Annotated in this window: 22 protein-coding genes; 10 read left to right on the top strand and 12 right to left on the bottom strand. The window is 73.5% G+C overall.

Features of this window, described 5'->3' with window-relative positions:
- Nucleotides 1–51: 51 nt before the first annotated feature.
- Together ACZZ97_RS14460 and ACZZ97_RS14455 are read right to left on the bottom strand one after the other, a co-directional pair.
- The gene (locus tag ACZZ97_RS14460; protein WP_314102864.1) at nucleotides 52–822 is read right to left on the bottom strand and encodes an SDR family oxidoreductase; all 771 of its coding nucleotides are present in this window, start codon (nucleotides 820–822) and stop codon (nucleotides 52–54) included.
- A gap of 37 nt (nucleotides 823–859) precedes the next feature.
- Nucleotides 860–2,251: a GntP family permease gene (locus ACZZ97_RS14455; protein ID WP_123548405.1), complete on the bottom strand. Its 1,392-nt coding sequence runs from the start codon at nucleotides 2,249–2,251 to the stop codon at nucleotides 860–862.
- A gap of 154 nt (nucleotides 2,252–2,405) precedes the next feature.
- Between ACZZ97_RS14455 and ACZZ97_RS14450 the strand changes: the two genes are divergently transcribed.
- Both ACZZ97_RS14450 and dcd read left to right on the top strand, forming a co-directional pair.
- Nucleotides 2,406–3,143, top strand: a complete 738-nt coding sequence (locus tag ACZZ97_RS14450; protein WP_314102867.1) for a FadR/GntR family transcriptional regulator — start codon at nucleotides 2,406–2,408, stop codon at nucleotides 3,141–3,143.
- A 9-nt stretch (nucleotides 3,144–3,152) separates the two neighbouring features.
- On the top strand, nucleotides 3,153–3,740 hold the full coding sequence (gene dcd, locus ACZZ97_RS14445) for a dCTP deaminase (protein WP_123548404.1): 588 nt from the start codon (nucleotides 3,153–3,155) through the stop codon (nucleotides 3,738–3,740).
- 69 nt (nucleotides 3,741–3,809) lie between these two features.
- On the opposite strand, the gene aroC is transcribed toward dcd, so the two are convergent.
- The gene (aroC, locus tag ACZZ97_RS14440; RefSeq protein WP_314102871.1) at nucleotides 3,810–4,895 is read right to left on the bottom strand and encodes a chorismate synthase; all 1,086 of its coding nucleotides are present in this window, start codon (nucleotides 4,893–4,895) and stop codon (nucleotides 3,810–3,812) included.
- A 307-nt stretch (nucleotides 4,896–5,202) separates the two neighbouring features.
- Nucleotides 5,203–6,222 (bottom strand): helix-turn-helix transcriptional regulator, encoded by a 1,020-nt coding sequence (locus tag ACZZ97_RS14435; RefSeq protein WP_463473593.1) that lies wholly within the window; start codon nucleotides 6,220–6,222, stop codon nucleotides 5,203–5,205.
- 227 nt (nucleotides 6,223–6,449) lie between these two features.
- On the opposite strand from ACZZ97_RS14435, the gene ACZZ97_RS14430 reads away from it, so the two are divergent.
- The gene (locus ACZZ97_RS14430; protein ID WP_463473592.1) at nucleotides 6,450–7,487 is read left to right on the top strand and encodes an aldo/keto reductase; all 1,038 of its coding nucleotides are present in this window, start codon (nucleotides 6,450–6,452) and stop codon (nucleotides 7,485–7,487) included.
- Nucleotides 7,488–7,604: 117 nt separating this feature from the next.
- On the opposite strand, the gene ACZZ97_RS14425 is transcribed toward ACZZ97_RS14430, so the two are convergent.
- The 3 genes from ACZZ97_RS14425 to ACZZ97_RS14415 all read right to left on the bottom strand — a co-directional run bounded on the left by ACZZ97_RS14425 (nucleotide 7,605) and on the right by ACZZ97_RS14415 (nucleotide 11,591).
- On the bottom strand, nucleotides 7,605–8,468 hold the full coding sequence (locus ACZZ97_RS14425; RefSeq protein WP_463473591.1) for a tryptophan-rich sensory protein: 864 nt from the start codon (nucleotides 8,466–8,468) through the stop codon (nucleotides 7,605–7,607).
- A 282-nt stretch (nucleotides 8,469–8,750) separates the two neighbouring features.
- A complete protein-coding gene (locus ACZZ97_RS14420) occupies nucleotides 8,751–11,021 on the bottom strand; it encodes a heavy metal translocating P-type ATPase (protein WP_463473590.1) in 2,271 nt (756 codons plus the stop codon).
- 111 nt (nucleotides 11,022–11,132) lie between these two features.
- On the bottom strand, nucleotides 11,133–11,591 hold the full coding sequence (locus tag ACZZ97_RS14415) for a DUF3817 domain-containing protein (RefSeq protein ID WP_314104164.1): 459 nt from the start codon (nucleotides 11,589–11,591) through the stop codon (nucleotides 11,133–11,135).
- 231 nt (nucleotides 11,592–11,822) lie between these two features.
- On the opposite strand from ACZZ97_RS14415, the gene ACZZ97_RS14410 reads away from it, so the two are divergent.
- The gene (locus tag ACZZ97_RS14410) at nucleotides 11,823–12,170 is read left to right on the top strand and encodes a hypothetical protein (RefSeq protein WP_463473589.1); all 348 of its coding nucleotides are present in this window, start codon (nucleotides 11,823–11,825) and stop codon (nucleotides 12,168–12,170) included.
- Between the two features lie 135 nt (nucleotides 12,171–12,305).
- Here the strand turns inward: ACZZ97_RS14410 and ACZZ97_RS14405 are convergent, their stop codons facing one another.
- Nucleotides 12,306–12,704, bottom strand: a complete 399-nt coding sequence (locus ACZZ97_RS14405; protein ID WP_463473588.1) for a MerR family transcriptional regulator — start codon at nucleotides 12,702–12,704, stop codon at nucleotides 12,306–12,308.
- Between the two features lie 153 nt (nucleotides 12,705–12,857).
- Between ACZZ97_RS14405 and ACZZ97_RS14400 the strand changes: the two genes are divergently transcribed.
- Nucleotides 12,858–13,577: an SDR family oxidoreductase gene (locus ACZZ97_RS14400; protein WP_463473810.1), complete on the top strand. Its 720-nt coding sequence runs from the start codon at nucleotides 12,858–12,860 to the stop codon at nucleotides 13,575–13,577.
- 86 nt (nucleotides 13,578–13,663) lie between these two features.
- Here ACZZ97_RS14400 and ACZZ97_RS14395 read toward each other — a convergent pair whose 3' ends face one another.
- Nucleotides 13,664–14,101, bottom strand: a complete 438-nt coding sequence (locus ACZZ97_RS14395) for a ferredoxin reductase domain-containing protein (RefSeq protein ID WP_463473587.1) — start codon at nucleotides 14,099–14,101, stop codon at nucleotides 13,664–13,666.
- A gap of 234 nt (nucleotides 14,102–14,335) precedes the next feature.
- Between ACZZ97_RS14395 and ACZZ97_RS14390 the strand changes: the two genes are divergently transcribed.
- Nucleotides 14,336–14,464 carry a hypothetical protein gene (locus tag ACZZ97_RS14390; RefSeq protein ID WP_463473586.1) on the top strand — a complete coding sequence of 43 codons (129 nt, stop codon included), beginning with the start codon at nucleotides 14,336–14,338 and terminating at the stop codon, nucleotides 14,462–14,464.
- Nucleotides 14,465–14,657: 193 nt separating this feature from the next.
- Here ACZZ97_RS14390 and ACZZ97_RS14385 read toward each other — a convergent pair whose 3' ends face one another.
- Nucleotides 14,658–15,236, bottom strand: coding sequence for a molybdopterin-dependent oxidoreductase (locus tag ACZZ97_RS14385; protein WP_192170257.1), 579 nt, complete (start codon nucleotides 15,234–15,236; stop codon nucleotides 14,658–14,660).
- A gap of 177 nt (nucleotides 15,237–15,413) precedes the next feature.
- Between ACZZ97_RS14385 and ACZZ97_RS14380 the strand changes: the two genes are divergently transcribed.
- From ACZZ97_RS14380 to ACZZ97_RS14365, 4 genes are all read left to right on the top strand, one after another.
- The gene (locus ACZZ97_RS14380; protein WP_314103193.1) at nucleotides 15,414–16,034 is read left to right on the top strand and encodes a superoxide dismutase; all 621 of its coding nucleotides are present in this window, start codon (nucleotides 15,414–15,416) and stop codon (nucleotides 16,032–16,034) included.
- 274 nt (nucleotides 16,035–16,308) lie between these two features.
- Entirely contained in the window at nucleotides 16,309–17,631 is a 1,323-nt protein-coding gene (locus ACZZ97_RS14375; RefSeq protein ID WP_463473585.1) for a sensor histidine kinase, read from the top strand.
- A complete protein-coding gene (locus ACZZ97_RS14370) occupies nucleotides 17,628–18,350 on the top strand; it encodes a response regulator transcription factor (RefSeq protein ID WP_314103187.1) in 723 nt (240 codons plus the stop codon). Before ACZZ97_RS14375 ends, ACZZ97_RS14370 begins: the two co-directional genes overlap by 4 nt.
- Before the next feature lie 25 nt (nucleotides 18,351–18,375).
- Entirely contained in the window at nucleotides 18,376–19,326 is a 951-nt protein-coding gene (locus ACZZ97_RS14365; RefSeq protein ID WP_463473584.1) for a hypothetical protein, read from the top strand.
- A gap of 118 nt (nucleotides 19,327–19,444) precedes the next feature.
- Here ACZZ97_RS14365 and ACZZ97_RS14360 read toward each other — a convergent pair whose 3' ends face one another.
- Nucleotides 19,445–20,098 (bottom strand): ScbR family autoregulator-binding transcription factor, encoded by a 654-nt coding sequence (locus tag ACZZ97_RS14360; protein WP_463473583.1) that lies wholly within the window; start codon nucleotides 20,096–20,098, stop codon nucleotides 19,445–19,447.
- Nucleotides 20,099–20,283: 185 nt separating this feature from the next.
- Nucleotides 20,284–21,234: an EamA family transporter gene (locus tag ACZZ97_RS14355; RefSeq protein ID WP_463473582.1), complete on the bottom strand. Its 951-nt coding sequence runs from the start codon at nucleotides 21,232–21,234 to the stop codon at nucleotides 20,284–20,286.
- Nucleotides 21,235–21,261: the final 27 nt, after the last annotated feature.

Raw genomic sequence — 21,261 nt, 5'->3', positions numbered from 1 at the left:
CGTTCTCCTCTGTGGGCGGGTCGGTCCTGCGTGCTCGTCGGACGACGCACGTCAGACGACGCTCGTCATGCCGCCGTCGACGAAGATGTTCTGCCCCGAGACGAAGTCGCTCGCGCTCGAGGCGAGGTAGATGAGCGTCCCCGTGAGCTCCTCGACGCGGCCCCAGCGCTGAGCCGGGGTGCGCTGGCGGAGCCACGCGTCGAAGTCCTCGTCCTGCCAGAGCGCGGTGTTCATCTCGGTCGCGAAGTAGCCGGGCGAGAGGGTGTTCACCTGCACGCCGTGCCGCGCCACGTCGGCGGCCATGCCGCGGCTCAGCTGCGCGACGCCGCCCTTGGTCGCCGAGTACGGCGCGATGGTCTGCCGAGCCAGCATCGACTGGACGCTCGCGACGTTCACGATCTTGCCCGAGCCGCGCTCGACCATGCCGGGCGCGACGAAGCGCGAGACGTAGAAGACGCTCGACAGGTTCGTCGCGACGACCGCGTCCCAGTCCTCGACGGGGAACTCGGTGAACGGCGCCCGCTTCTGCACCCCCGCGTTGTTGACCAGGACGTCGGGGACGCCGTGCTCGGCGACCAGGTCGGCGACCGCCGCCTCGACGGCAGCAGCGTCCGTCACGTCGAAGACCGTCGTCGCGGGCCGCGTCCCCGTGGCGGCCTCGAGGGCGTCCTGGGCCTCGCGCAGCGCCTCGGCGTCCCGGCCGTGCACGATCACCTCGGCCCCCGCCTCCGCCAGCGCCAGGGCGAACGAGCGGCCGAGGCCCCGGGAGGAGCCGGTCACGAGGGCGAGCCGGCCGGTGAGGTCGAACAGGGACGAGGTCATGGTTCTCCTTGGTGGTTCCGGGCGGTCCGGGCGGTCGTCAGACCAGCGAGCCGACGGCGAAGACGAGCAGCGCCGCGGCGAAGCCGAGCACGGACTCGACGCCCTGCTGGACGGTCCACACGCGCAGGGTGGTCTTCACGTCCATGCCCATCAGCCGGCCGACGAGCCAGAATCCCGAGTCGTTGACGTGGCCGGCGAAGACCGATCCGGCGGCCGTGGCGAGCACGACGGCGGCGAGCTGGACGGCGTTGAGGTCGGCCAGCGCGACGGCCGGGGCGACGAGGCCCGCGGCGGTCACGAGGGCGACGGTCGCCGAGCCCTGGGCGAGGCGGAGGATCGCGGCGATGATCCACGCCGCGACGATGACGGGCAGTCCGAGGTCGCCCAGCACGTCGGCGAGCGCGTCGCCGATGCCCGAGGCGCGGAGCACGCCGCCGAACATGCCGCCGGCGCCGGTAATGAGCACGACCGAGCAGATGGGGCCGAGCGCGCTGTCGAGCACCTTCTCGAGCGCGCTGCCGCCGACGCCGCGGGCCCGGCCGAGCACGACGGCCGCGACGAGGACCGAGATGAGCAGCGCGATGCCGCTGGTGCCGATCAGGACGAGTGCCTGCACCCAGGTGGCGTCGGGGTCGACGACCCCGACGGAGCCGAGCGAGCTGAGCCCGGTGTTCAGGAGGATCAGGACGAGCGGGACGGCGAGGACGGCCATGACCGTGCCGGCCTTGGGCGGGTTCGCGGCGTGGACGTCGTCCTTCTCGCTGCCGAAGAGCGACAGCACGGGCAGCGGGATGCGCTTGTTGACGTACTTGGCCCACAGGTAGCCCGAGACGTACCAGACGGGGAAGACGATGACGAGGCCGGCCACGAGGACGATGCCGAGGTCGGCGCCGAGCAGCTCGGTCGCCGAGACCGGGCCGGGGTGCGGCGGCAGGAACACGTGCATGACCGAGAAGGCCGCGGCGGAGCTGATGCCGTAGAGCAGCAGCGACTTGCCGCCCATGCGGCGGGCCACGGCGAAGACGATCGGCAGCATGACGATCAGGCCGGCGTCGAAGAAGATCGGGAAGCCCATGATCAGCGAGGCGAGGCCGAGGGCGAACGGCGCGCGCTTCTCGCCGAAGACGTCCACCATGCGGTCGGCGAGCACCCGGGCGCCCCCCGACGACTCGACGAGCCGCCCGAGCATGGCCCCGAGCCCGACGAGCAGCGCGACGGAGCCGAGGGTGCTGCCGAAGCTCGTGACGAGCAGGTCGGCGATGGCGCCCGTGGGGATTCCCGTCGCGAGGGCGGTGAGCGCCGCGACGATGACGAGGGTGAGGAACGCGTGCAGCTTGAACTTGATGACGAGCACCAGGATCAAGGCGATCGCCCCCGCGGCGATCGCGAGCAGCGGAGCCGCCCCCAGGGTCTGAGTCCAGTCGTCCATGTCGATCTTCTCCGTTGAATACCGTGGGCTGCGCCCGTCGAGTCCGCGGTCGAGGCGCACAGGAGGTGCGCGACCGCGGTGAAGGCCAGGGTGCCATCAAAGGTAGTACTTTTCAAGTCGTGCCGAGCTCTCGGCCTACGACAGGATGACCCTCATGACATCTCGCCCCGGGGCCGAGGGGACGCACGCCCGGCTGGTGCACGCCCTCGGCGGCCGCATCGCCTCGGGCGACCTCCCCCCGGGCACCGTGCTCACCCTCGCCGCGCTCGAGCTCGAGTTCGGGGCTTCGCGGACCGCCGTGCGCGAGGCGGTGCGCGTCCTCGAGTCGCTCGACCTGATCCGGTCGCGCCGACGGGTGGGGATGACCGTGCAGCCGCGGGAGTCGTGGCGGGTGCTCGACGCGCAGCTCATCCGCTGGACCCTGGCCGGCCCGCTGCGGCAGCGTCACCTCGTCGAGCTGATGGAGCTGCGCGCCGCGCTCGAGCCGGTCGCCGCCCGGCTCGCGGCCCGGAACGCCACGGACGACCAGCGCGCGGGCCTCGTGCGCCTCGCCTCCGAGCTCGACGACCTCGGCCGGGCCGGGCAGGGCGACTCGTCCGAGTACCTCGCGATCGACGTCGCGTTCCACTCGCTGCTGCTCACGGCCAGCGGCAACCTCCTCTACGCCGAGCTCGCCGCCCCGGTCCGCGAGATCCTGGAGGGGCGCGCCGACCTCGGCCTCACGCCGGCCGTCCCCTGGCCGGGCACCCTCGACGCCCACGTCGCGGCCGCGCGCGCGGTCGCCGACGGCGACGGCGACGCGGCCGAGCACCAGGTGCGCACCCACATCGCCATCGTCAGCCACGAGGTGCAGGAGGCGCCGGGCAGCGAGGCGGACCGGGCGGCTGACTAGGCTGACCGCGTGCTGCTCTCCGACCACGACATCAAGCTCGAGCTCGACGCCGGGCGCATCGGCCTCGACCCGTACGACTCGTCGCTGATCCAGCCGTCGAGCATCGACGTGCGGCTCGACCGCCTGTTCCGGCTGTTCGACAACCACAAGTACCCGTTCATCGACCCGGCCGCCGAGCAGCCCGAGCTGACGCGCCTCGTCGAGACGCCGGCCGACGAGCCGTTCATCCTGCACCCGGGCGAGTTCGTCCTCGGCAGCACGTACGAGCGCGTCACGCTGCCCGACGACGTCGCCGCCCGCCTCGAGGGCAAGAGCTCGCTCGGCCGCCTCGGCCTGCTGACGCACTCCACGGCCGGCTTCATCGACCCCGGCTTCACCGGGCACGTCACCCTCGAGCTCTCGAACGTCGCGACGCTGCCGATCAAGCTCTGGCCGGGCATGAAGATCGGGCAGCTCTGCTTCTTCCGCCTCAGCTCGCCGGCCGACCACCCGTACGGCTCGGGCGAGTACGGCTCGCGGTACCAGGGCCAGCGCGGGCCGACCGCGAGCCGCTCGGCGACGAACTTCGTCCACACGGACGTGTCCGCGCGCGACTGAGCCCCGGAGGGCTCAGCCCTGCAGGAGGTGCGGCTCGGCTGAGCAGGGCGCTCGGCCGAGCTGCCCCGATCAGGCCCCCGGGGGCGTGAAGGGCACCGGTCCGATCTGGGCCCGGAACGCGAGCACGTGGTCCATCACGACCAGGGCGAGCATCGCCTCCACGATCGGCGTCGCACGGATGCCCACGCACGGGTCGTGCCGTCCGAAGGTCTCGACGCTCGTCTCGTTCCCCTCGCGGTCGATCGAGCGCTGGGGGGTGCGGATCGAGCTCGTCGGCTTGATCGCGACGGAGACCCTGAGGTCCTGCCCGGTCGAGATCCCGCCGAGCACGCCGCCCGCGTCGTTGGTCTCGAAGCCGTCGGCGGTCAGGGCGTCGCCGTGCTCGCTGCCGCGCTGCGAGACGCTGTCGAAGCCCGCGCCGATCTCGACGCCCTTGACGGCGTTGATGCCCATCATCGCGGCGGCGATGTCCGCGTCGAGCTTCGAGAACAGGGGCTCGCCGAGGCCCGCGGGCACGTTCCGGGCGACGACGTCGATGCGCGCGCCGCACGAGTCGCCGGCGCGGCGCAGCTCGTCCATGCGCTCCTCGAGCCGCGGCACGATCGCCGCGTCGGGGGCGAAGAACGGGTTCTGCGAGATCTGCGACTCGTCGGTGAAGGGGACGGCGATGTCGTCGAGCTGGCTCATCCAGCCGGTGAACGAGATGCCGCCCTGCTCCTGCAGCCACTTGCGCGCGACGGCGCCGGCGGCGACCATCGGCGCGGTGAGCCGGGCGGAGGAGCGGCCGCCGCCACGAGGATCGCGCACGCCGTACTTGCGCCAGTACGTGTAGTCGGCGTGGCCGGGGCGGAACGTGTCGAGGATGTTGCCGTAGTCCTTGCTGCGCTGGTCGACGTTCCGGATCATGAGGGCGATCGGCGTGCCCGTCGTCACGCCCTCGTAGACGCCGGACAGGATCTCGACGGCGTCGGGCTCCCTGCGCTGCGTGACGTGGCGCGAGGTGCCCGGGCGGCGGCGGTCGAGCTCCCCCTGGATGTCGGCCTCGGTCAGGGCGAGGCCCGGAGGGCACCCGTCGATGACGCAGCCGATGGCGACGCCGTGCGACTCGCCGAAGTTCGTGACGCGGAAGAGTTCACCGAAGGTGCTGCCAGACATGGGACGACCTTACGGCCCGCGGGCTCGGAGAGCGGAACGAGAAGGGGGTGCGGGCGGGGACCCGACGCCCTCACCCGCACCCCTCGCAGCCGCGACCGGGACCCGACGTCCCTGCGCTTGCCGCGTGTACGACTCGCGATCCTGAACCCAAATCGCGAGGCCCCCTCATTCTGCGATGGATCTCCCCCGCCTGGCCACCAGGTGGTCACGAAACGAAGGCAGAGGACACGGAGCGAAGGAGGCGCCGGATCGGGATCGCGACGGCCGCCTCCCCCGGGGGCCGGCAGCCAGGGGCCGGGGCCAGGCCTCAGGACTCGAGGGTCTCGCGGGGAGTCCGGCCGAACTGCGTCGAGTAGAGCGCGGCGAACCGCCCGGGGTTCGCGAAGCCCCAGCTCAGCGCGATCCCGGCCACGGTGTGCCCGAGCGTGGGGTCGCCGAGCACGAGGTCGGCATGTGCACCGCGCAGGCGAGCCGCGCGCAGGGCCGCCATCGGCGTCGTGTCGAGGTGGCGACGGAACGCCAGCTGCAGCCCCCTCGGGGTCAGGCGGGCCGCCTCCGCGATCTCGACGATCCCGATGTCGTCGTGCGCGTGCTCCTCGACGAAGGCGAGCGCTCGACGGACGGTGGACGGCAGGGCACGCGCGTCGGAGGACCGGCCCGTCCCCACCACGTTCGTGTCGTAGGCCTCGACGAACGCCGTCACGAGCGAGCGGAACGCGGCCGACCGCACCAGCGGGCTCGCCATCGCGGCGTCGTTCGAGAGCACCCCGTCGAGCACGTGCCGGGTCGTGCTGCCCCAGTGCTCGCCCAGGGCCTCCGAGACGGGCTCCATCGCGAGGGTCTGCAGGCCCTCGGGCGGCGTCGCCAGCGACAGCCCGGCGAGCTCGCGCTCGATGGCGGCCCGGTCGAGCATGACCTGGCCGAGGTGCATGTCGTCCCAGCGGTGCTCCTTGACCCGGTCGCTCGGGAACACGAAGCGGTCGCCCGTCTGTGCCCGCAGGTCGGCCCTGCCGTCCGCGAGGCCGTAGCGGCCGCCCAGGACGCGGCTGATGCAGAAGAACTCGGGCAGCGGCTCGCTGACGGCGTGCAGCCGTCCCCGGTAGTGGATCTGGCCCATCGCGAACCGGTCGTCGCCGGAGACGACCCGGCCGAAGCTGAAGTCGGGGCCGGCCTCGGGAGTGAGGTCGCGGAGACGGTAGATGCGGCTGATGATGGAGTGCGCGACCGCGGGGTCTGCGGTCTCGACGCCGCGCACCCGAGGGTCGTCGAAGTCCGGGCGACGGGAGCCCGCGCGGGTCCAGGCCATGGGCGTCGCAGGACTGGCCATGCGCCCCTCCAGGCGGTGCGACGGAGCACGAGGGTGCTCTCGTGGGCGACGAGGCCGGTGGTCGACGCACCTCGCACGCATCGGCCTGATCCACCGATTCCCGTGATGGTACCTCTCAGGCCTGACTCGGGCGACTCTCACCCGACCGCCTGGTATCGAGCGTCTCCCGGGTGCCGGGCCGACGCCTCCTCGGGCACGGCCACGAGCTCGCGGCGTAGCGTCGGGGCATGGACTACAGGACCCTCGGGAACAGCGGTGCCTCCGTGTCGGAGCTGACACTGGGCACCATGACGTTCGGCGCAGAAGCCGACGAGACCACCTCTCACCAGATCCTCGACGCGTTCGTCGCGGCCGGCGGCACGCTCGTCGACACCGCCGACGTGTACACGGCGGGGACCTCGGAGGAGATCATCGGGCGCTGGCTCGCCTCGCACCCCACGGAGGCGGCGCAGGTCGTGCTCGCGACGAAGGGGCGGTTCCCGATGGGGGACGGCCCCAACGACGTCGGCCTCTCGCGCCGGCACCTCACGACCGCGCTCGACGCCTCGCTCAGCCGGCTCGGCGTGGAGCACGTCGACCTCTACCAGATGCACGCCTGGGACGCGTTCACGCCGATCGACGAGACCCTGAGGTTCCTCGACGACGCGATCACCGCGGGCAAGATCGGCTACTACGGCTTCTCGAACTACCTGGGCTGGCAGCTGACGAAGGCCGTCGCCCGTGCGCATGCGCTCGGCTTCGCGCCGCCCGTCACGCTGCAGCCGCAGTACAACCTGCTCGTCCGCGACATCGAGCACGAGATCGTGCCGGCCTCGCTCGACGCCGGCATCGGCCTGCTGCCCTGGTCGCCCCTCGCCGGCGGCTGGCTGAGCGGCAAGTACCGCCGCGACGAGGCGCCCACCGGCGCGACCCGCCTGGGCGAGGACCCGAAGCGGGGCATGGAGGCGTGGGAGGCGCGCAACGGCGACGAGCGGACCTGGTCGGCCATCGAGGCCGTCGCGTCCGTCGCGGACGCGCACGGCGCCTCCTCGTCGCAGGTCTCGCTCGCGTGGCTGCTCCGGCAGCCCGCCGTGACCTCGGTGATCCTGGGCGCGCGCACGGTCGCACAGCTCGACGACAACCTCGGCGCGTCCGACCTCGCGAAGCTGCTCACCGACGACGAGCTGGCCCGCCTCGACGCGTCGAGCAGCCCGCGCGTCGACGACTACCCGTACGGGACCGCCGGCGTCGCGCAGCGCGACCGGAAGCTGACCGGCGGCCGCTGAGCCTCAGCCCTCGCCCGCCCCTGCAGGGCTCAGGCGCAGGGCGCAGGGCGACGCGAAAGCGACGAACCGACGTGGAAGATCACGTCGGTTCGTCGCTTCGACGTCGGGACGGGCCCGCTAGGAGGCGCGCAGCGGCTCCCCGGGGACGCGGGCCGAGCCGCTCCGCTCGGCGCGCACCCGCAGCACGAGCACGACGACCAGCACGACGGCGGCGGCGACCAGCGCGGTGACCCCCGCGGCGGTGTCGAGCGGCTGCCCCGAGAAGCGGCCGACGGCGACCCACGCCAGGCCCCAGACCAGCGAGAGCATCGGGGCGATCCGCCCCCGTCCGACGACGGCGACCGCGACGCCCGACAGCCCGGCGACCGCGAGGACGATCGTCGACCAGAGGCCGCTCGGCAGCCCGAAGCCGTCGAAGCCCGACTCGACGAGGGCGGCGGCGATGTTGGCGGCCGTCGCGACCGACACCCAGCCGAGGTAGAGGCCCATGGTGCCGTCCGTGACGACGGCGTCGACCCGACTGCGGGTGGGCGTGTGCACGACGAGCAGGAAGATCCGGACCAGGACGGCGAGCAGCGCGACGATCACGACGACGCTGAGCCAGACCTGGCCGAGCTGCACGGCGGCGAACAGCCAGGCCGCGTTCAGCAGCATGGAGGCGGCGACCCAGTACCCGAGGCGACGGTGGCGGTCGACGGCCCGCTGGCCGGGCAGTGCCTGGTAGACGGCGTAGGCGACGAGGCCGGCGTAGATGACCGACCAGATCGAGAAGGCCGTCGTCGCCGGGGCGATGGGCGTCGCGTCGGCGCTGAGCGCGCCGCCCGAGGCTCCCGACACGGAGGTGCCGCCGAAGGCCCCGGAGCCGATCGCGGCCAGGACGATCGCGAGCACGGCGCCCACGACGACGACGACCTGGCGGACGACGTCGGAGGACGCCGGAGGTGCGGTGGCGGAGGCGGGACGGGTCGCTGCTGTGCTCATGCCGCCGACGCTATCCCCGCCTGATCTCTTAGCAACTGAATCATCAGCGATCTCCCAGCCCGCGCCTCCTGCGCCCGGCCCCTCCGTCAGCCCTATGCCCGCAAATGCCGACACTGAGCGCACAGATCGCCCGACAAAGCGGGGATTTCCCGCTACAGGAGCCCTGACGGTCGGCATTTGCGGGCCTGGCGAGGCGATCGAGGGGGCGTGACGCGAGGAACGGCGCGGGAAGCAGAGGCGGGAGGCCGAGGCGGGAGGCCGAGGTGCGGCGCGGCGCGGCGCTCAGGCGGCGGGGCGCCAGCGGCGGAGGAGCTGCGCGTTCAGCGCCACGATGACCGTCGACAGGCTCATGAGCACGGCCCCGGCGGCCGGCGACAGCACGAAGCCGATCGGCGCGAGCACGCCCGCGGCCAACGGCACCGAGAGCACGTTGTAGCCCGCGCCCCAGACCAGGTTCTGGATCATCTTGCGATAGCCGACCCGCGACAGCGAGATCACCGAGAGCACCGCGCGCGGGTCGCTCGACGCCAGCACGACGCCCGCCGACTCGACGGCGACGTCGGTGCCCGCGCCGATCGCGATCCCCACGTCGGCCCGGGCCAGCGCGGGAGCGTCGTTGACGCCGTCGCCCACCATCGCCACGCGCTGGCCGCGCTGCTGCAGCTCGGCGACGCGGGCGTCCTTCTCGTCCGGGCGCACCTCGGCGAAGACCTCGTCGATGCCGAGCTCGCGCGCGACGGAGTCCGCGACCTGCCGGGCGTCGCCCGTCACCATCGCGACGCGCACCCCGGCGTCGTGCAGCCGGCGCACCGCCTCGGCCGACTCGGGCCGGACCTCGTCGCGCAGCGCGAAGGCCGCCACGACGCTGCCCGAGCGCACGAGCCACAGCACGGCCGCGCCGTCGCCGCGCCACGGCTCGGTCGCCGCCGCGAGATCGGCGGGCGCCTCGAGCGCCAGGTCGCGGAGCAGCCCGGGGCCTCCCACCGCGACGTCGACCCCGTCGACCCGGGCCGAGACGCCGCTGCCGGTCAGCGAGCGGAACGACTCGACCCGCGCCTCCTGCGGCTCCTGCGGCTCGGCCGTCGATGCGGCGCCCGCCGCCTGCCGGTCGGTCGAGGACGCAGCACGCACCAGAGCCCGGGCGACCGGGTGCTCGCTGTCGCGCTCGGCGGCCGCGGCGAGGCGCAGGGCCTCGTCGCGCGTCAGCCCCCCGGACGACGAGGCGGTGGCCACGTCCGTCACGCCGGGCTCGCCCTTCGTGAGGGTGCCGGTCTTGTCGAACAGCACGGTGTCGACGGTACGCATGCGCTCGAGGGCGAGGCGGTCCTTGACGAGGACGCCCGCCCGGGCCGCGCGCTCGGTCGAGATCGCGATCACCAGCGGGATCGCGAGTCCGAGGGCGTGCGGGCAGGCGATGACGAGCACGGTCACGGTGCGCGTGATCGCCTGGTCGAGGTCGCCGAGGAGGAGCCACACGACGAAGGTGACCACCCCGGCACCCGAGGCGAACCAGAAGAGCAGGGCGGCGGCGCGGTCGGCGAGCGCCTGGGCGCGCGACGACGAGGCCTGGGCCTCGGCGACGAGCCGCCGGATGCCCGCGAGGGCGGTGTCGTCGCCGACGGCGGTGACCCGGACCCGCAGGGCGCCGTCGGTCGCGACGGTGCCGGCGACGACCCGGTCGCCCTCGCCGCGCGCGACGGTCCGGGACTCGCCCGTGACCATCGACTCGTCCATCTCGGCGGAGCCGTCGACGACGAGGCCGTCGGCGGGCACGCGGGCACCCGAGCGGACGAGCACGACGTCGCCCGCGACGAGGTCGGCGAGGGCCACCTCGGTCGTCGCGCCGGTGCCGGTGCCGGTGCCGTCGCCCGAGTCCGTGCCGGAGGTGCCGTCGACACGGTCGGCCGTGTCGGGCAGCAGCGCGGCGAGGGCGTCGAGGGCACCGGAGGCGGCACCCAGGGCCCGCATCTCGATCCAGTGCCCGAGCAGCATGATGACGACGAGGAGCGCGAGCTCCCACCAGAAGTCGAGGTCGAGGCCGCCGATGCCGAGCGTCGTCGCCCAGCTCGCGACGAACGCGACGGTGATGGCCATCGCGATGAGGAGCATCATCCCCGGCTGCTTCGCCCGTGCCTCCGCGACGCCTCCGCTGAGGAACGGCCAGCCGCCCCACGCGAAGAGGAACGTGCCGAGCACCGGCGAGATCCACTCGGAGCCGGGGAACGACGGGACGTCGTAGCCGAGCAGCCCGGCGAACATCGAGCTGAAGGCGACCACCGGCACGGCGACGACGAGGCTGACCCAGAACTTGTCGCGGAACTGCGCGGCGTGGTCGCCGTGGCCGTGGTGGCCCGCGTGCGCGTCGTGGCCCGCATGACCGTCGTGGCCCGCGTGCGCGTCGTGCCCGGCGCGCGCGTCGTGGCCGGCGTGCGGGTCGTGCCCCGCAGCGACGTCGGCCGCCTCCTGGCCGTGGTCGGCCGTCGCGAGTCCCGAGTGGTCGGTGCCGACCTGCTCGTCGTCGCCGGGGGCGGGGTGGTCGTGCGAGGTGCTCATCCCCATACCCTAGGGGGGTATCGCGCGCGACGTCCAGGACTCGGGGCGACCGCCTCCTCGACCCTCAGCCTCCTCGCTGTCAGCCCGCCGACCGTCAGCCCTCTCGACGGATCAGCCGCCGACGGGCGGGCCGACGATCAGCAGCAGCACGAAGACGACCACGACGGCCGCGAGCAGCAGCACCACCGCGAGCGCGAGGTGCCCGAGCACCCAGCGGAGGAGTCGGTCGAGCGGCCGACGGTCGCGCGGGTCGCCGGTCGCCTCGCGCCGCCAGTCGCCGTCGAGCCCGCCGCGGCGGTCGATCCCGCGCTCGACGGGCAGCGAGGCGAACGGCACGACGGCGCTCGCGAGGGCGAGCACGGTCACCCCCGGCGACCAGCGCTGGTTCACGGCGACGACGACACCCGCGACGAGGTAGGCGAGGAACACGAACCCGTGGATCGGCCCCGCGACGCTGACGGGCCAGTCGCCCACCTTCGCGACGTACTTCAGCAGCATCCCGCCGATCAGCAGGGCCCAGGTCACGACCTCGGCGACGGCGAACGAGCGGAAGAGGGCGCGGGGCGACATGGCGGCTCCTGGTGAGGGGGTCGGTGGGCCTCCATGGTCTCAGCACCGCCCTGGGCGCCGCCTCCCCCGGTGCAGCGCCTGCACCGCCGCCCGTCCCCGCGATCGCGAGAGGCCCCGGATCGACCTGAGGGCACCTCCGGACGTCGATCCGAGGCCTCTCGACCCGGCCCGAGGGGCGAAGGAGGCGCGGCGTACGGTGGACGGATCGACGACGACCACGAGGGGGACTCCATGAGCGACCGCGACGCCGAGCAGCACCGCCGGCAGGACCGACACGAGCGCCCCGGCGCGACGCACCCTGCGGCCGACGGTCGGTCGCGAGGCAGGCTGCGCCTGCAGTGGCCGACCTTCCGCGGGTCGCCGTTCCTCTGGGGCGTGCTCGCGTTCCCGCTGTTCCTGCACCTGGTCACGGCCGCCGTCTCGCTCGGCCGCGGCGAGGCGCCCACGCCGTTCGGCATCGTGTTCCTGGTGCTGGTCGCGGTCGTGTTCGTCGTCTGCCTCATCGGCGTCGTGCAGACGCTCCGGCACCCGCGGCCCTCACGGCCGTCGTGGCTGGACGAGGGCGACCCGCGCGCCTGACCCGGCCCGCGCCTCCTTCGGGGCGACGTCGCCGGCGCGGGCACGAGTGGTCAGCTACGGTCGTCGACGCCGCTCGGCAGGACCGGAACTGACCACTCGGTGCGCCGACCGGGCAGGCCGGGCAGGCCGGGCAGGTCAGGCCGCGTCGCGGGCCGGCTCGGCGGGCTCGCGCAGCGCCGGGCAGTGCTCGGGGGTGGGGTGCCGCGCGATCTCGACCATGCGGTCGAGGGCGTCGCGAGCGGCAGAGAGGTCGGCCATCGCCGTGGTGATGCGCCGACGCTCCGCCTCGAGAACGGCGAAGACCTCGGGCGAGCTCGTGCCGGAGTCGACGCAGGGCAGCAGCTGGAGGATGGTGCGGCTCGGCAGCCCGGCGGTGAAGAACTGCTGGATCAGCTGCACCCGCTCGACCGCCGCCTCCGCGTAGCTGCGCTGGCCGCTGCTCGTGCGGTCGGACTCGAGCAGGCCCTGCTCTTCGTAGTACCGCAGCGCGCGCGTGCTGACGCCCGCTCGCTCTGCCACCTCGCCGATGCGCATCCGTGCCTCCGTGACCGCCGGGGAGACGTCTCGGCCTGATCCGCGTGCCGGACTTGCCCTTGACGTCAACGTGAAGTCCTAGCGTAGCCGACGCCGGGCCGGCGGAGACTGCCCGGCCGACCGTCCACGACCAGGAAGACACCACGCATGAACATCGACATCACCGGCCAGACCGTCCTCGTGACGGGGGCCAACCGCGGCATCGGCCGCCAGTTCGTCCTCGAGGCGCTCGAGCGCGGCGCCGCCAAGGTCTGGGCGACGGCTCGTCGACCCGAGACCCTCGACTGCACCGATCCCCGGATCGCGCCGCTGCAGCTCGACCTCACCGACCACGCCTCCGTGGTGGCCGCCGCGGCCGCCGCCCACGACGTCACCGTGCTCGTCGACAACGCCGGCATCGCGACCGGTGCATCGCTGATCACCGGCGACCTCGTCGACGCCCGTCGCGAGATGGACACGCACTACTGGGGCACCCTCGACGTGATCCGCGAGTTCGCGCCCGTGCTCGCGGCCAACGGGGGCGGGGCGATCGTCAACGTCCTCTCCGCCCTCTCGTGGTTCGCCGCCCCCGGCAGCGGGGCCTACGCCGCCGCCAAGGCCGCCGAGTGGAACATGACGAACGCCGTCCGGCTCGAGCTGGCCGCCCAGGGGACGCTCGTCCAGGGCGTGATGCTCGGGGCCGCGGACACCGACATCACGGCGAACTACGACGGGCCCAAGATCGACCCGCGCGACGTGCCCCGGAGCTCGTTCGACGGCCTCGCCGCCGGTGCGATCGAGGTCGTCGTCGACGACTGGAGCGCGATGGTGAAGGCGTCGCTCGCCGGCGACCCGGCCGAGTTCTACACGAAGATGCGCGAGCTGCTCGGCTGAGCTGCCGCTGGTGAGGCCGAGTGGTCAGCACCTGTCCTCGATCGCTCGCGACAGGACCGGACCTGACCACTCGGCGCCGGGCGGCGCTAGACGCCGCCGAAGCGCTCCGTGCGGACGCGGGTCGGGTCGTGGCCGGCGGCGACCAGCCAGCCGGCGACGGTCTCGACGAACGAGTTCGTGCCGCAGACGTAGACGAGCGGGTGCTCGGACGCCGGCAGCACGAGGTCGAGCAGCTCGTCGCGGGTCAGCCTGCCGGAGGCGCGGGTCGCCCCCGCGGGAGCCTCCCGCGTGAAGACCCAGTCGACCTGCACCGCGCCGGCCGACTCCTCGGCGAGCGCAGTCAGCTCGGCCTCGAACCAGCGGTCGGCCGGCGTCCGGACGGAGCAGAGCAGCCGCATCGGCGGCGGCGCCCCGGCCGCGCCGCTGGACGCCGCGTCTCCCGCAGCGGCAGCAGCGTCAGCGACGCCTGCGACATCAGCAGCACCGGCACCAGCACCGGCACCCGCGGCCCGGGCACGCACCATCGCGACGAGCGGGGCGATGCCCGAGCCTCCCCGATCAGCTGCACCGGCGACCGACGCGGCGCCGGTGCGCCGTCGGGCTCGGGCAGCACGGCGTGCACCGCCGAGTCGGGGTCGAACTCGGTCGGCGGCCAGACGAACCAGCCCCCGATCGGGCCGCGCACCTCGACCGGGTCGCCGACCTCGGCCGCCGAGACGAGGTACGGCGAGACCTCGCCGTCGGGGAGCTCCTCGACGGTGAGCTCGATCTGCGGTGCCCGGCCCGCGCCTCCTGCGCTCGCCCGCACGTCCGACAGCGAGGCGTCCGACGACGAGACGTCCGACGACGAGACGTCCGACAGCGAGTACGAGCGGACGGCCTGGTAGCCGTCGTCCGCGGTGAGACGGACGTCGACGTGCTGACCGGCCCGGGCCGGTCGCAGCCCCGGCACCTCGAGCACGATCGAGCGCCCGGTCGAGGTCTGCGCTGCCGCGGCGACGATCGTCGCCGGCAACCACCTGAACGGGTCGTCGGGCGGCGACGCAGGCGAGGAAGCGGCCTCGCCGCCGCCCGGGGCGCTCACGCGTAGCGCTGTTCGCGCCAGGGGTCGCCGAGCGCGTGGTAGCCCATGCTCTCCCAGAAGCCACGGCGGTCGGAGGCCATCGTCTGGATGCCCTGCACCCACTTCGCGCTCTTCCAGAAGTAGAGGCCGGGCACGAAGAGCCGGGCCGGGCCGCCGTGCTCGGACCCCAGGGGCTCGCCCTCGTAGGTGTCGACGACCCACGCCTTGCCGCCGAGCAGCTCGCTGAGCGGCAAGTTCGTCGTGTAGCCGCCGTAGCTCGTCGTCATCGCGAACTCGTGCGTCGTCTCGAGGCCGTCGAAGAGGGTGTCGAGCGAGACCCCCGACCAGTGCGTGCCGAGCTTCGACCAGCTCGTGACGCAGTGGATGTCGGTCTCGATCTGCTCGTGCGGCAGCGCCTGGAAGTCGGCCCAGCTGAGCGAGCGGCTGCCCTGCTCGGTGCCGAGCTGCAGCTCCCACCGCTTGATGTTCGGGGTCGGGCCGGCCGACAGCACCGGGAAGCCCTTCTCGAGGTGCTGCCCCGGCGGGAGGCGTGGGTCGGCCTCGCGACGTCGGCCGAAGCCCGTGAAACCTGCCATGGTGCGCCTCCTCGTGGTCGACGCCAGGCTAACCGGCCCGAGCCGCGCGCGCCGGGGCGTCCCGCTCCGGACCCCCGCGCCTCCACCGCCAGCCTGCGATCCCGCTGGGAGTTGCTCGACACGAGCCCCCGCGGGAGTCGTACGGTGGACGGAGGTCAACTGCGAAAGGACCCCCACATGGCTGAGTACACCCTTCCCGATCTCCCCTACGACTACAGCGCCCTCGCGCCGCACATCAGCGCGAAGATCATGGAGCTGCACCACTCCAAGCACCACAACACCTACGTCACCGGCGCGAACACGGCCAACGCCGCCCTCGCCGAGGCCCGCGAGACCGGCGACCTGGCGAACGTGAACAAGCTCGAGAAGGACCTCGCGTTCAACCTCGGCGGCCACGTCAACCACTCGATCTTCTGGACGAACCTCACCCCCGAGACCGGCGAGCCCACCGGCGACCTGCTCGAGGCCATCGGCCGCGACTTCGGCGACCTCGAGAAGTTCAAGGCCCACTTCACCGCCACCGCGCTCGGCGTGCAGGGCTCCGGCTGGTCGGTGCTCGCCTACGACGTGATCGGTCAGCGCCTCAGCGTCTTCCAGCTCTTCGACCAGCAGGGCAACGTGCCGTTCGGCCTCGTCCCGCTGCTGATGCTCGACGTCTGGGAGCACGCCTACTACCTCGACTACCAGAACGTGCGCGCCGACTACGTCAAGGCCTTCTGGAACATCGTCAACTGGGACAACGTCGGCCAGCGCTACGCCGCGGCGACCAGCAAGACGCAGGGCCTGCTGACCTTCTAGCAGCAGCCTGTCCTCCCAGGGAGGCGCGGTGCGGGATCTCCCGCACCGCGCCTCCTTCGTGTTCTCAGTCCTCGATCTTCGGGATCCAGGAAGTCGTCGCCTCGGGCTCCTGAACCGTGCACGACTCAGGACGATGCGTCCCCTCCTCGCGAGGATCAGGACCGATCTTCCTGAATGAGGGAGGAACAGCAGAGGCGGCGACGGGTCCGACCTCGGGATGAAAACCCGGGGCAGGAGGCGCGCGGCACCCGGCCCTGCACCTAACCTGGCGCACATGGCGGACGCGAGACGGTGGGGACGGCACGTCGTCGCGCCGGCCACCGCCCTCGTGTACTTCGTCTTCTGGGTCGCCAGCTCGTGGGGCCGCGGCGGCGTCGCCGACAACACGGTGGTCTTCGGCCTCTTCGCGATCGGGATCGCCCTCGCCTGGTGGATCCCGACCACGTCGCTCGCGCTCGTCGTGGTCGTCCCGGTGCTGCAGCTGCTCGGACTCGCCGAGGCACCGTCGCAGGACACCTGGACGGCGTACGTCGCCATCGCCCTGGTGATGGCCTTCGTCGCCGTGAAGCCGTCGCCCTGGCTCCGGCTCGCCGCGCTGCTCGTCGCCGCGGTCGCCGCCGGGCTCGCCGCCTGGCTGCTCGCCGTGCCGACGCTGACCCGGCCGCAGAGCTGGAGCACCTGGGTCGGCGCCGGCACGACGGGGCTCCGCATCGAGTTCTCCCTGCTCACCGCGGCCCTGTTCGGCGTCTTCGCCGGTGCGTGGGCGATCGGGGTCGCGTTCGCCAGCCTCCGACGGGTGCTCGTCATCCGCCAGGCCCTGGAGGCGACCGAGACCCGCTTCGAGGCGACCGACCTCGAGCTGCGGCTCGCCCAGGACAGGGCGCGGATCTCCCGCGACGTGCACGACGCCCTGGCGCACTCCCTCGCGGTCGTGGTCTCGCAGGCGCAGGGCGGGCTCGCGCTGCAGGCGACCCGCCCCGAGGTCGCGGAGGAGTCCCTCCGCACCATCGCCGAGGTCGGCCGCACGGCCCTGCTCGACGTACGGCGCCTCGTCGAGCGCATCACGCAGGACGACGACGTCACCGCTCCCCGCGAGACGCTCGCCGACGTCGACGCCCTCGTCGTCGCGATGCGCGAGGTCGGGATGGAGGTGGACGTCACGACCGAGGGAGCCCCCGGGCCCCAGGGGCCGGACGGCGCCCTCGCCCCCTCGCAGGAGCTCGCGGTCTACCGCATCGTCCAGGAGAGCCTGACGAACGCGCTGAAGCACGCGGGCACCTCGAGCCGCGTCGCGGTGCAGCTCGACTGGCGCGGCCGCGGGCTCACGCTGCAGGTCACGTCCCGGGGCCGCGGAGCCCCGCTCGTCGCGGCCCGCACCGGGGCCGACCGCGGCGCCGGCGTCCGCGGCATGACCGAGCGTGCCCGTCTGGCGGGCGGCTGGCTCACCGCGCAGCCCTCGGCGGACGGGACCGCCTTCGAGGTGACCGCGTTCGTGCCGACGACCGACGCCTCCTCGGTCGTCTCGCCCGGCGCCTCCTCCGCCCCTGCCTCTGCCTCTGCCTCTGCCTCTGCCCCCACCGAGAGAAGCTCCTCATGACCGACTCGCCCGCCGCCGGCACCGCCAGCCCGGCCGTCATCACCGTCGCCGTCGTCGACGACCAGCCCCTCTTCGCGTCCGGCCTGCGCATGCTGATCGAGGCGCAGCCGGACCTGCGCTGCGTCGGCACCGCCGTCGACGGACGCGAAGCGCTGGCGCTGGTCGAGCGCGAGCACCCCGACGTGGTGCTGATGGACCTCCGCATGCCCGTGATGAACGGGCTCGAGGCGACGGCTCGCATCCTGGAGGGAGTCTCGCCCGACGACCTGCCCCGGGTGGTCGCGCTGACGACCATCCAGCGCGACGAGGCCGTGTTCGGGGCCCTCAAGGCCGGGGCCTACGCGTTCCTCACGAAGGACGCGACGCCCGACGAGGTGCTGACGACGATCCGTGCGGCGTGGGCGGGCGACCCGGTGCCGACCGCCGCGGCCGCGCTCGACGTCGTGCACGAGTTCGCCGTGCCGACGTCCCCGGCTCCCCGCGTCGACCCGCTCGAGCCGCTGTCGCCGCGCGAGCGCGAGATGTTCACCCTCGTCGCCCGGGGGCTCAGCAACATCGAGATCGCCGGCGAGGCCTACCTCAGCGAGGCGACGGTGAAGAGCCACGTCCGCTCGGTGCTGCAGAAGCTCGGCATGCGCAACCGCGTGCAGATCGTCGTCTTCGCCTACGAGAACGGCCTCGTGCCCGTCTCCGACGGCGGGCCGAGGCTGCGCCGGTGAGGGCCGGTCGCCGAGGGGCCGGCCGGTGAGGGCCGGCGGACGGGAGCGCGTCGCGAAGCGGGTCACCGTCGTCGCCGTGGCCGCGCTCGTCGCCGCGGTCGTGGCCGTCGGCATCCCCGCCAACGCCGCCTGGACCCTGCCCGACCTGCCCGAGAAGGACCAGGCGTCGTGGACGATGCCGCTCGACCAGTACGTCGGGGTCGGCGTCGTCCGCCTCAACTACGCGACCGAGCTGCTCATCCAGGACTGCATGGTCGACGCCGGCCACGACGACGCGGTCGTGCCCTGGCGCGACGTCGACGCGGCCGCCGGCGCGACCGAGCGTCAGCCGCTCCGCGCCTTCGACCTCGACGCCGCCCGGGAACGCGGGTACCACGTGCCTCCGACGTTCGACGCCGGCGCCGACGCCTGGCGGGCCTTCGAGTACCGCGAGACCTCGCCCGACGAGGCGGCCGACCGTGCGACCTGCCTCGAGCGCGCCTACCGCCAGCACCCCGAGCTGTTGACGGGCGCCTCCGCGTCCTCGACCACGGGCTCGGTGGGCGACGTCGCCGTCCGGCTGAGCAACGCGGCGTTCCTCGAGGCCCGGCAGGACGCCTCCGTGCGCCGGGCGGCCGATGAGTGGCACACCTGCATGCTCGACCAGGGTGTCGGCGCCGGGCCCTGGGCCGACGACCTGCCGGACGACCCGGCGGACATGCCCACCACGAGGATGGCCCAGACCTTCACCTCCTACGACCCCGCGACCACCGTCGGCGACGAGGAGCGCGACCTCGCCGAGACCGACGCCGCCTGCCGTGCCGCCTCGGGCTACCTCGACGCGCTCTACGAGGCCGAGTGGCAGCAGCAGCTGACCGTGCCGCACGACTACGGCGAGCGCCTGGCGCAGATCGACACGGGCCCCCTCGTCGCGGCGCAGCAGCTCGTCGACCGCACGATCGAGCGGCTCGGACCCGAGCGGCCGGCGGGCCTGTAGGAGACGAGGACGCCTCGGCCCTCCGACGGGGGGTTACGAAACAGGTTGCGGAGTATGCATGATGGGGTACAGAGGGACACTGACGGGGCGGGGGCGCCTGCCGGTCGGCTGACGCTGGTCAGTCGATCGGGGGACGGTCCGTCGGCCTGATCAGCGCGGCGAGCTCGCCGGCGAGGCCGGCGGACCGCGGCGACAGGAACGACGGCAGCACGAAGCGCATCATGTCCTGCAGCCGCTCGAAGACGTCCGCGTGGCCGGTGCTGAGGGCCGAGAAGGTCTGCACCCCGCTGAAGGCGCCGACGGCGAAGCGGGCCGCACGGTCGACGTCGAGGTCGTCGCGGAACGTCCCCTCCGCGACCGCGCGCCCCACGTGCCCCGCGGTCTCGTCGACCCAGGCGAGAGCCGAGGGCGCCCGGCTCGGCACCTCGCCGATCGACTCGGTCGACAGCCGCAGGCCGGCCGCGACCATCGGCTCGGTCGAGAGCTGCGTCGCGAAGGACGCGCAGGCCAGCATCAGCGCACCGGCCGCCGACGGGGCGTCCGCGATCGCGAGCTCGGTCCACGACTGCGACAGGCGCTGCTGCTCGGCGACGACGGCCCCGGCCAGGTCGGCCTTCGAGCGGAAGTGGAAGTAGAGGGCGCCCTTGGTGACCCCGGCCGCGTCCGTCACCTGGTCGAGCGACGTCTCGGCGTAGCCCCGGGCGAGGAACACCGAGGAGGCGCCCTGCAAGATGGCCGCCCGCGTCTCGCGGGCCCTGCGCTGCTGCGCCACGGTCGCCTCCTGCACTCTGCTCGTCGCGTGCCCGTGGTCGGCGGGCATCGGCGAGGTGATCCCAGGGTAGGGCCACCGACCTCACTGCCCGGGCAGGACGACGCGACGAGACCGTCGTCGCCGTGCCGTCGTCGGCGTGCCGTGGATCCGCTGCCGCGGAGCCCGCACGGTGCCGCGGTGCCCCGTCACGTTCCGAGCGTCGCGTCCCGTCGTGGCGAGACGTCATGCTCGCAACGAGACGGGACAGCACGGCCCCCGGCTGCACGCGCGCCCCGCGGCGGGCGGCTCGCGAACAGCACCCCGGCGACGACGACGACCCCCGCGCAGACCTCCACGAGGTCGGGCACCTCGTCGAATGCGACCCACGACGCGAAGACGCCGACGACGGGCACGAGCATCGAGAACGGGGCGACGGTGCTCGACGGGTACGCCGCGAGCAGCCGGGTCCACAGCCCGTAGCCGAGCACCGTCGCGACGAGCACCACGTAGAGCAGGCCGATCACCGAGGGCAGGGCCGCGACCGTGAACGCGCCCGCGAGGCTGTCGCCGATGCGCTCAGGACCCTCGACGACGAGCGAGAGGGCGAGCATCGGCACGGGCGGAACGACCGACATCCACAGCGTCAGGCGCAGCGGGTCGGGGGCGGCCGCACGCCGGACCGCGACGTTGCCGAGGCCCCACCCGACCGCCGCGCAGAGCGTGAGCACCACGGGCAGCAGGGCCGCGACCTGCGACCGGTGCGCGGCGATCACCGCGAGCGCCAGCACGGCGACGCCGATGCCGATCGCCTGCCGCCGCGTGATGCGCTCGCGCAGCCAGATCGCCGCGATGACGACGGTGGCGGGCGCCGACGCCTGCAGCACGAGCGACGCGAGGCCCGACGGCATGCCCGCGGCCATGCCGAGGTACAGGAACCCGAACTGCAGGATGCCGAGCCCGACGCCCACCATCAGCAGCCGCGACCACGGGATCGCCGGCCGCGGCACGAACAGCAGGGTCGGCACCGCGAGCAGCGCGAACCGCAGCGCCACGAGGAACATCGGCGGGAAGTGGTCGAGCGCCAGCGCCGTCATCGGGAAGTTGACGCCCCAGCACACCACGACGACGAGGGCGAGGAGGCGGTCGCGGGGGCTCATGGGACCAGCTTGCCGGAGGCGCGGATG

The organism is Frigoribacterium sp. AC512 (genome assembly GCF_979258295.1).
This window is presented reverse-complemented; position numbering and strand designations above follow the sequence as displayed.

Bases quoted from the DNA above. Each gene is read 5' to 3' on its own strand.
- ACZZ97_RS14410 (WP_463473589.1), top strand. From the start codon at position 11,823: ATGAGCGACCGCGACGCCGAGCAGCACCGCCGGCAGGACCGACACGAG.
- ACZZ97_RS14425 (WP_463473591.1), bottom strand. From the start codon at position 8,468: ATGAGCACAGCAGCGACCCGTCCCGCCTCCGCCACCGCACCTCCGGCG.
- ACZZ97_RS14375 (WP_463473585.1), top strand. From the start codon at position 16,309: ATGGCGGACGCGAGACGGTGGGGACGGCACGTCGTCGCGCCGGCCACC.
- ACZZ97_RS14395 (WP_463473587.1), bottom strand. From the start codon at position 14,101: ATGGTGCGTGCCCGGGCCGCGGGTGCCGGTGCTGGTGCCGGTGCTGCT.
- ACZZ97_RS14460 (WP_314102864.1), bottom strand. From the start codon at position 822: ATGACCTCGTCCCTGTTCGACCTCACCGGCCGGCTCGCCCTCGTGACC.
- ACZZ97_RS14405 (WP_463473588.1), bottom strand. From the start codon at position 12,704: ATGCGCATCGGCGAGGTGGCAGAGCGAGCGGGCGTCAGCACGCGCGCG.
- ACZZ97_RS14380 (WP_314103193.1), top strand. From the start codon at position 15,414: ATGGCTGAGTACACCCTTCCCGATCTCCCCTACGACTACAGCGCCCTC.
- ACZZ97_RS14430 (WP_463473592.1), top strand. From the start codon at position 6,450: ATGGACTACAGGACCCTCGGGAACAGCGGTGCCTCCGTGTCGGAGCTG.
- ACZZ97_RS14415 (WP_314104164.1), bottom strand. From the start codon at position 11,591: ATGTCGCCCCGCGCCCTCTTCCGCTCGTTCGCCGTCGCCGAGGTCGTG.
- ACZZ97_RS14450 (WP_314102867.1), top strand. From the start codon at position 2,406: ATGACATCTCGCCCCGGGGCCGAGGGGACGCACGCCCGGCTGGTGCAC.
- ACZZ97_RS14370 (WP_314103187.1), top strand. From the start codon at position 17,628: ATGACCGACTCGCCCGCCGCCGGCACCGCCAGCCCGGCCGTCATCACC.
- ACZZ97_RS14420 (WP_463473590.1), bottom strand. From the start codon at position 11,021: ATGAGCACCTCGCACGACCACCCCGCCCCCGGCGACGACGAGCAGGTC.
- ACZZ97_RS14455 (WP_123548405.1), bottom strand. From the start codon at position 2,251: ATGGACGACTGGACTCAGACCCTGGGGGCGGCTCCGCTGCTCGCGATC.
- aroC (WP_314102871.1), bottom strand. From the start codon at position 4,895: ATGTCTGGCAGCACCTTCGGTGAACTCTTCCGCGTCACGAACTTCGGC.
- ACZZ97_RS14435 (WP_463473593.1), bottom strand. From the start codon at position 6,222: ATGGCCAGTCCTGCGACGCCCATGGCCTGGACCCGCGCGGGCTCCCGT.
- ACZZ97_RS14385 (WP_192170257.1), bottom strand. From the start codon at position 15,236: ATGGCAGGTTTCACGGGCTTCGGCCGACGTCGCGAGGCCGACCCACGC.
- ACZZ97_RS14355 (WP_463473582.1), bottom strand. From the start codon at position 21,234: ATGAGCCCCCGCGACCGCCTCCTCGCCCTCGTCGTCGTGGTGTGCTGG.